The organism is Providencia sp. PROV261 (genome assembly GCF_028477945.1).
GTDB lineage: Bacteria > Pseudomonadota > Gammaproteobacteria > Enterobacterales > Enterobacteriaceae > Providencia > Providencia stuartii.
Genome location: NZ_JAMPMC010000064.1, coordinates 1 through 9,189 on the forward strand (window position 1 = coordinate 1; position 9,189 = coordinate 9,189).

Below are 9,189 nucleotides of genomic sequence, written 5' to 3' on the forward strand. Positions count from 1 at the left end.
AGCAATTTTTGTTGACCACTGCACTCATTATTAATCATGGTCGTCATGGAATTCCGTAGATTGAGTCAAAATGATATCGGTAAACTCATAAGCCATCTTTTGCGTGTCTAAATCTTCAACATTTGCCAAAACAGCGACAGTTAAGCCTAAATCAGGTAAACGTAAAAAATAGGTAGCCCAGCCTCATGAATGCTCGAAATGTGTGATGCTGAAGTGTTGTGAAATAATAATGCCATAAGCATATTTCTGATGGTGTTCAATGGCTTTACCTATCCTATTTCTAGCCGGTAATGCCTGAAGCATTTTCTCGACTAGTGCTTTTCCTCCGACTTTACCACTGGTGTCATTTTTACCCCATTTCATTAAATCTAAAACATTTGAATGAACAGCACCATCACCGGTTTAAGTCCAAAGACTTTCACTTAATTGATAGCCACATGTATTGTTTTCACGGTACCCACGAGCAATTGTGGTGTGGACGGGGTACGATCCCACTATAAAGTTATTATCCATTTGTAATGGTTTAAAAATAGACTGTTGAGCAAATTCTTTATAACTTTGCCTGCTAACGCGTTCAATAATAAAAAATAGCCCGTATTACAATAATCAAATTGTGTCCCAACAGGGAAAAGAGGGTTGGGGTAAGCAATTAAGTCCGCTAAGCTTGCCGCTTGAATTGGAATCGGTGTTTATTGTTCAAGCATGGCACCCACGGTTAGACAGGGATCCAGCACATCAATGGCTGCGGCATACTATTAAACAGTACTTTTTAAATCGAGAGTGATTTTCTGTAGTGTTAGCTAATTAAGCATATCAATGAGTATTACTTTATATTTGATTTAGCAGTTTAACGTGATGACTTGGTTAGAAGCTCACCATAATACGATGAGCTTCTAGAGTCTATTTAATGAGTTATTCCAAAGTGCCTATTTCTTTTGGCGATGTATTGGCTACATCTGAAAAGCTTGGTAGATGGCCCCATACATCAGGATTACCAATTACAAAAATATATTTCTTGGCGCGTGTTAGAGCGACATTAACTAGGTTGGGCTTACTCGCTGCCCATTGTGCGCCACCTTCTTCACCGATACTGCAACCGAGTACAAAAATAACGGTATCATTTTCTTTACCTTGGAAGGTATTCACGGCGCCAATCTTATGTTTGGCCCAATGGTTGACCTATTCTGGTGTGATTTTAATCACTGGCTGTTGTATAGCTGGTAGATCTGTTTCCTTGAGTAATTCGATTAATGCAGTTTTAACCGCGTTAAAAGGTGTGATCACATAAATAGATTGTAGCGTAATATTTTCCTGCATTAGGCGAGATAATAACATTAATAGGTCTTTGCCGTGGCTATCTCGGTATTGTTTATTACCCGTATTCCCCTTTGATACAACCTCATGGTTTTTGAGCTTGTTATTGATGGAGAGGCTGAGAATGTTGTCCTTTGAATCCGCATGGATCATACGGCCATTGTAAGTCCTATTATTGGCAAGGCTAAACATAGGTTCAATACAATGGCGGTGTACCCATAAAAGAATACCAATCCAAATCGGGTTATTCATGACTTCTAACTGACAGCCCCATGAATTGATGCGATTCGCAATTTGTTGGATTGAGAAAGTTTGTGGGTTCCAACGGTCAGCATATTGATGTAGTGCTTCTTGGCAAAGATGGTTACTCTTTCATTACTTAAACGTTGTTCGCACTCTTCTTTAGCTTGCCCTGTTTCTGAACCGACAATATCTTGAATGAGCGAATTACTTAGATTTTTATCAAACTCACCAAGGTAAAGAATAAATGCGGTTGTTTTAGGAATTTTATATTGCTCTCGGTATTTATCACAAAGCCAAGGTAATTGGTTGTTCTTATTTTCTGTAAGCGCTTTTCGGGATATAGATAATTTTTTCTTGTTATTAATATCGGACGAATAAGGGTGAAAAAACGCTATACGTTGCCAACCACTTAAAATATCTATTGGTAGAGGTTTCGAATGCCTATTTTTCTACCTGTCATTGTTTAAAATATTTTAATAGTTATTGAGGTTAACTTAAATTAAATGAATTTTATAGACTTCACGTTATGATTGCTCTCGGCCTAAAACTGTAGTGAGTGAGGGTATTTATGAAGAAGAGAGAAGGGAAATTGGTTACCCGTAGCGTTGGTGAGTATTTGAAATAAAACAGCTAACTAAGAGAAGTTATAGTTAGCTGTTAATTGAGGATTACTTAGCGATTAATTCGCCAACTTTTACTGCTGCCCAGCCCGCAGGTGTGGTTGCTCCACCCACGATATTGGTCATTTCTGAAATCCCTTCTGGTACTGGGATATTCGAATTCACCGCAGCTTGCGTATATTCCTTGGAAATATCAGTTCCCACATAGTAAATGGATGTTAGGACTAATGTGCCACAGATAAACATTCTAAACATATTACGCTTACAGAATGGTGTCACCATAGCTAATAAAAACATCAATGAAGCAAGGTCAACGAAAGGTAATACTTTGTTGCCTGGTAGTACGAAAGCTAACACAATCGCCATTGGGATCAGTAATAGCCCAGTTGCCAACACGGAAGGCTCACCAATTAACAGTGCAGTATCCATGCCAATATAGAAATCACGGTTAGGGAATTTCTTTTTCAATTTTGCTTCAACGGCATCGCGAACAATTAACAGACCTTGGACTAAAATTTCGATCATTTTAGGCAGTAGTAACATTGCCGCAGACACGGTCACGGCGAGTGCAACAGATTCACTGATAGGATAGCCTGCCATCAATGCTAATACCAAACCTAAAATAAAGCCTAATGTTAATGGTTCACCGAATACACCGAATTTTTTATTAATCGTTTCGGGTTCGAGGTTAATTTTATTTAACCCTGGAATTTTCTCGATAATATAGTTTGTCACGATGCCAAACGGTACATACATAATACAAGTCAGATGAGGGAAGGAAATGCCTTGTAAATTATAATTACGTTGTAGATAAGGTGCAGTAATATCTGCCGCAACCAAAGTGGCAATAAAGATCACATAAGTGATACCAATTGATAGCCAGTAGCTTTCAGTACCCGCATACACTACAGAACCGACTAATAAAAATATCCAATAGTTAAAGATATCAATATTAATGGTTTTTGTGAGCTTAAATAAAACCATCACTAAGTTGATCGCAATAAAGCCTAGTACAACTGGCACCATAATCGGTGAGCCCCAGCCAATGGTGGAGGCAGTAGGCCAACCCGTATCAACCACGGTAAGGTTTAAACCCATCTTTTCAACCATCGATTGCGAGGCAGGTCCTAAATTCGATAGTAATAAGTTGATGACTAAGCCAACACCAACAAAACCGATGCCGACTAACATACCCGCTTTAAAAGCGGTGCCTACGCGAACGCCAAAACATAATGCAATAATGAAAAATATTATTGGCATCATAACCGATGCGCCCAGCCCGATGATATTGTTGATTATATCCATGCCTTCCTCCCAATACTCGTCATATTTCTCGCCGTGGCGTTGTTGGCTGCGTTCACTCGCACTAGTCACATACTTATGTATGCCCTAGCGACTCGTTTGCTTGTCGCCTAGCCACAACGCGAACTATTTAGAGTATTTACCTACTGCGTATTGAATAAAAAAATAAACCTGATAGTTAAATAAGTTGTGGTTTATAATTACTCAAAATACATAAGGTTGTTTTTGTAGGGTATAGGGTGCCCCTGACAGGTTTCACCCTATCGTTTATTTTTTATATTTTTTGCCGATGTTCTTTTCGTTAAATTAATTATTTTTGTTGTTTTAAAAATATCTCAGCAAATAGTTTTGGCGTATTGCTGAATGCATCTAAAGTACTACCTGCCATATGCGGTGTGATGGTCACATTGTCTAATAAATAAAATTCGCTCTCCTCTTTTAATGGCTCATCATCAAAGGTATCGATAGCGGCACCCATAATGCGTTTTTCTTTGAGTGCTTGCAGCAAATCACGCTCATTAATTAAACCTGAACGCGCGGTATTCACTATTACGGCGGTGGGTTTCATTAATTTAAAGTGTTTTTCGTTGATCAAGTTTTGTGTTTCTGGGGATAAACGTGCGTGTAGCGAAATAATATCGGCAACTTTAACCAAATCTTCAAGTGAATCAACTTTGGTGTAACCGTCAACAGCGTCAACGTATTTATCGTAAAATATAACGTTGGTATCAAAGCCTTTAAGGAATTTAGCCACCAGTTGAGCAATATGGCCAAAGCCAACTAACCCAATGGTTTTTCCACCAATTTCTGGGATCACATCCGCGTTGACGAAATCTTTACGCCAATATTTATCCTTCAATGCATCATGTGCACGCGCAATATTACGTGTTTCAGCCAACATCATGCCAACCGTAAATTCAGCCACACTGCGTGCATTACGCCCTGGTGTATTCATTACTTTAATGCCTTTGTTCTCGGCATATTCTTTATTGATATTTTCAATGCCACCACGCAATACACCGATATATTTCAGTTTTGGTAGTTTATCGATTACTGCTTTATTCACAGGGGCGAACTGGGTGATCACTAACTCAACATCTTGTAAATCCGCATATAAATCCGCTGGTAAAATCACCGCTTCCGCACCGTGTTGCTCAACTTGCAAGTTATCTTCTTGCAGTTTTTCAATAGAAGGGTGTGCCCACTGACGAACGATAACCTCATAACCTTGTTGGCGTAGCTTTTCTAGCCCAGCCTCCATGGTTGGTTTATCAATAAATAGATCCGCAATTGCCAGACATTTCATGTTGTTCTCCAAAATTTTTTGTTGCCCTATGGGCTTAGCGCATTAACATCCCACCAGTCACATCAATGGTTGCTCCCGTCATATAACTGGCTTTTTTTGAAACCAAGAACACCCCAATATCCGCGATTTCAGCAGGGGAGGCGACACGCCCAACAGGAATTCGATTCAGATAATATTGTGGGTCTTTCTCTAGGTTGCCGCGGATCATTTCAGTATCCATAATGCCAACTGCAATGTTGTTAACATTAATGCCTTGTTTGGCAACCTCACGCGCCAGTGATATTGAAAAGGCGACTAAGCCCGCTTTACTGGCGGCGTAGTGTGAGTGACCAGTCGTTGAACCATGAAACGCTGCTTGCGAGGTAATGTTGAGCACTGAGCCAGTGATTTGCTTATTTGAACATTGATTGATAAATAATTGGCTTAAATGGAAAACGGATTTTAGGTTGATGTTCATCACGTTATCCCACTCTTCCAGTGTAATATCTGCGACCATCCCTGTCGGCCAAATACCTGCATTATTAATCAGGATGTCGAATTGTTTGAAATGGGTGAGCCCCTGCTCAAATAATGCATCAATCTCTTGGCTGTTGCCTAAGTTGGTTCGGATAGCAACTACCTCAGTACCATTTAAACCATTTAGCGCCTCAACTAGCGCTAATGCGGCTTCTGGATGGCTACGATAAGTAAAGCAGACGTTAACGCCTTCTTTTACCAGCGATTGCACCAGCTCACGCCCTAGTCCAGTCGCCCCACCAGTGACCAGCGCATTTTTACCGTGTAAATTAAGTTCCATGATCAACTAACTCCTTATTTAAGCATCAATGGTTTGCTGGGGGTTATGTGATTTCCACGTCGGTTGCATATCATCTAGCATGCGTTTGTACATGGCGTATTTTTTGGCATAAACCGCTTGTTTATCCGTTTGTGGATGGATCACTTCAGACACTTTTACCATCGCATCACAAGCCGCAAAAACATCGGGGAAATAGCCTTCCATCACCGCTGCGGTCATGGCGGCACCAAGGGTACCGTGCTCTTTCACATCGACGATTTCTAATTGGCTCTGGAAGATATCGGCAAAAATTTGTAGCCAAACGGGTGAGTGAGTAATACCGCCCGCGATGCGGATCACATTGCTCAACTGTGGATTAATACGGCGCAGCCGCTCGACATGATAAAGGTGACTAAATGCAACTCCTTCATAGATAGCACGGAGGAAGTGAGCGCGTTGATGGAAACTGGTGACACCAACAAAACCGGCAGTGGCATCTGGAATGGTGTTGGAACCAAATACAAACGGGAAGAACATCAATTGGCTTTCATCTGGCGTGGTGGAAGCCACTAATTGGTTACACAGTTCATACACTGAACTGCCTTTGGCTTCTTCAAGCTGCTTATCTGCCGCCATAAATTGGGTGATAAACCATTCTAAATTACTGGCAGATGTCGGACTGGCTTCAGTAATTTGCCAACGATTTTCCATCGGGTAAATCGACGTCATAAACAAATCTTTATCAACCACCGGTTTGTCGGTGACGTATTCGTTGATGCTCCAGGTTCCTGCAACAATTGCCAATTTGTTGATTTGGTTGATACCTGAAGCCAATGACGAAGCGGAAATATCAAAGATGCCACCTGAAACTGGCGTGCCTGCTTTAAGGCCAGTCAGTGCAGCGATTTCTTCTGTGATACGGCCACAACAATCAGTGGATAGCTTGATTGGCGGTAGTTTATCTTTCCACGATAGCCCACCCCAGAAAGCGAGTAGTTCATTGTCGTAGCAACGATCGCGTACGTTAATCAAGTTAGTACCTGAGATGTCGGTCAGCTCTTGTGTGGCTTCACCTGTCAAATAAAAGCGGATCAGATCTTTCACCATAAAGATGTAACGCGCCTTTTCCAGTGTTTCAGGTTCATTATCTTGTAGCCAAGCGAGTAGGGCGACAGGTTGGCCTGCCCAAATCGATTGCATGGTTTTAGGTAGAATTTCACTTTCGAATTTAGGTGATTGATACCATTGTTCAACATATTTTTTGGCACGATTATCTGTTGAAATAATGCCATTACGAGTGGGTTTTCCCTGCTCATCAACTAAATAGAGACCATTACCATGACCGGTTACTGAGATGCCAATAATATCGGCAGCATCAATAACTGATTTTTTAAGTACCTCTTTGATAACGAATAAATTAGATTGCCATAACTCCTCAATATCCCTTTCAGTAAAAAAGGGTTTTGGGGTGATCATCCGAGTGGTATTGGACGCAATAGCCAGTACTTGGCCTTCGAGGTTATAGATAGCAGCCTTGGTCACAGTGCCGCCATTATCAATTCCTAAGATATATTTTTTCATGGAACTCCTCTAACCCTTCATATTTCGCACCACAGCGTCGTTGGCTGCATTTGACTACCCGAGTCACATACTTATGTATGCTCCCTGGGATATCCTCATTTACCGCCTAGCTGTAGCACGAACTATTTTGGGTGGCTGTTACACCACAGATATTTCATACAACAGCTCTATTGTTTTATTTTGAATCGCTGTAGAGCGTATATTTTGGGTTTATCATTATTTTAATTATTTGAGTTGTAATGGTGTTGGCGTAGGGTTTACAACTCAAACTTTAATTACCACAATGTATGTTCACTGGTGGTAATGCCGTTAAAACCGGTATAAAAAATCTTTTCAACTAAGTATTTTCGTTTAACAAAGCCACCTGCAATAAATTGCGTATTGGCTTGGTTAAAACTGCGTTTTAATAAATCAAAACAGGTACAAGCATATTCAGCAGGTAATAACTCGATCGCATCGACATCCACGGAATAGTTTTTGACCATATTACTGGCCTGTTCTAGTGATCGTGAATCAACGAGTAATACGCGAAAGATGGTGTCTAACCCTTCTTTTTTTGCGTAACGTAGGGCTGTAAAATTTGATGAAATAACACCATCCACCTTATAAAAATTCTTTAATACGGTGACGCCAGCTTGGTCAGGTTTAAATCCACCTAATAACTCCAAATGGACTAACACCTTTTTTCCCGCTTTATGGCATTTCCCAATCATCGACTGTAAATTGCCGATATCGGCGTCCGGCAATAAGATATATTCAGAGTGGCTAGCAAGTGCGCGCTCGAAATATTTATAGTTGCGAACCGATGGGATGATGGTGTTATTTAAATTCATGCTAATAATTCCTAATTTTTATTTTGATAGAGCGCAAATGCCTCTTCAGGTGATGCACCGAGATGGATGATAGCGTTAAGGCCAGCCACCATCGCGACAGGGTTAGGGTCTTGAGTGATGTTACGGCCCACAGCAACGCCTTTGGCTCCCATCTTCATACAGTGTTCAACAAATTTGAAATAACTCAGTGTATCGGTTTTTGGTCCACCGAGTGCTAAAACAGGTACCATTGATGCTTCGACAATCAAATAGTCGTCTGGTGTGCCAGAAAAACGTGTTTTGATGATATCTGCCCCTAACTCAACCGCAATACGCGCAGAGTCAGCAATCACTTTGGCTTCATTGGATTCAGGACTCGTTACTGCATAGCCGTATGGCAGTGATTCAACGATAAATGGCATATTCCATTGCTCAGCTTGTTTGACCAGTCTTGCCGTCATAGCGTGAGTTTTCTCTTCATTAAATGCGCCGGGGAAGGTCATGCATACCATGCCATCAGCACCCATTTTCAGTGCTTCTTCGGCACCAAAAACTTGTTGGGTATCAGGCACACTGTTGTCATACACATTTACTGTAGAATCAACACGTAGCACGATTGAAACATCATTAAAGGCATCTGCATAGTTTCTTGCCATACCATAAGTGATTAAGGCGCAATCTAAACCGTTAGCAGCCAGTTCAGGCATTTTCTTGATGGTGTTATCGATGCCAGCAGTTTTGGTGGAGAAAAAATAACCGTCGAGTGCCAGTGTGACGGACTTACCATCTTTTGCAAAAATTTTGGATAAACGGCGTTGTTTAGACATAATATTTCCTTTATAAAAAATAAAAAAAGCCCTCAGAGACCGTTTTGATCTCTGAGGGCTTTCAGTTCACTGACCCTGTGGTTTTCTGTTTTTCTTTTCGGCTTAGAAAAATAGAAAACCTAATCGGTATTTGATGACTTCTTTTTCATACTGATAGGTAATTTTCTTATTAGATGATTTTAATCGGAAAATTAATCTGTCAGTTAGTTTATTAAAGTTAGCTGGGTTTAAATTAACTAAGTTTAATAAACTGGGTATGGCTATTATCTCTACCATACCCAAGTTTGCGTTGTCTAATGGATGTTGCAAAATTGTGATAAGTGTCGCGTTAAACTTTTTGACATATCATCAAAAATGGTGTGAAAGCCGTTGCTGAAGGGGCAAATATGCCAACAACCATTCCTGCTAC

At 40.7% G+C, this 9,189-nt stretch carries 9 protein-coding genes; 1 reads left to right on the plus strand and 8 read right to left on the minus strand.

The window, feature by feature from the left end; translation table 11 throughout:
* Window positions 1–912 precede the first annotated feature (912 nt).
* From PR675_RS20205 to PR675_RS20240, 8 genes are all read right to left on the minus strand, one after another.
* A complete protein-coding gene (locus PR675_RS20205) occupies window positions 913–1,155 on the minus strand; it encodes an AAA domain-containing protein (protein WP_272582955.1) in 243 nt (80 codons plus the stop codon).
* 24 nt (window positions 1,156–1,179) lie between these two features.
* Window positions 1,180–1,566, minus strand: a complete 387-nt coding sequence (locus PR675_RS20210) for a hypothetical protein (RefSeq protein ID WP_239686482.1) — start codon at window positions 1,564–1,566, stop codon at window positions 1,180–1,182.
* Window positions 1,567–2,225: 659 nt separating this feature from the next.
* On the minus strand, window positions 2,226–3,482 hold the full coding sequence (locus PR675_RS20215; protein ID WP_042116105.1) for a PTS galactitol transporter subunit IIC: 1,257 nt from the start codon (window positions 3,480–3,482) through the stop codon (window positions 2,226–2,228).
* 307 nt (window positions 3,483–3,789) lie between these two features.
* The gene (locus PR675_RS20220) at window positions 3,790–4,785 is read right to left on the minus strand and encodes a 2-hydroxyacid dehydrogenase (RefSeq protein WP_060561511.1); all 996 of its coding nucleotides are present in this window, start codon (window positions 4,783–4,785) and stop codon (window positions 3,790–3,792) included.
* 34 nt (window positions 4,786–4,819) lie between these two features.
* Complete coding sequence (locus PR675_RS20225) at window positions 4,820–5,581, minus strand: SDR family NAD(P)-dependent oxidoreductase (RefSeq protein WP_060561512.1); 762 nt, start codon at window positions 5,579–5,581, stop codon at window positions 4,820–4,822.
* Window positions 5,582–5,599: 18 nt separating this feature from the next.
* Window positions 5,600–7,141 (minus strand): FGGY-family carbohydrate kinase, encoded by a 1,542-nt coding sequence (locus tag PR675_RS20230; RefSeq protein ID WP_060561513.1) that lies wholly within the window; start codon window positions 7,139–7,141, stop codon window positions 5,600–5,602.
* 275 nt (window positions 7,142–7,416) lie between these two features.
* Entirely contained in the window at window positions 7,417–7,974 is a 558-nt protein-coding gene (locus PR675_RS20235; protein WP_004916012.1) for a glycerol-3-phosphate responsive antiterminator, read from the minus strand.
* Between the two features lie 11 nt (window positions 7,975–7,985).
* On the minus strand, window positions 7,986–8,780 hold the full coding sequence (locus PR675_RS20240) for a class I fructose-bisphosphate aldolase (protein ID WP_004916010.1): 795 nt from the start codon (window positions 8,778–8,780) through the stop codon (window positions 7,986–7,988).
* Between the two features lie 347 nt (window positions 8,781–9,127).
* Here PR675_RS20240 and PR675_RS21070 point away from each other — a divergent pair.
* On the plus strand, window positions 9,128–9,189 hold a 62-nt coding region (locus PR675_RS21070), incomplete at its 3' end, for a hypothetical protein (RefSeq protein WP_442959618.1).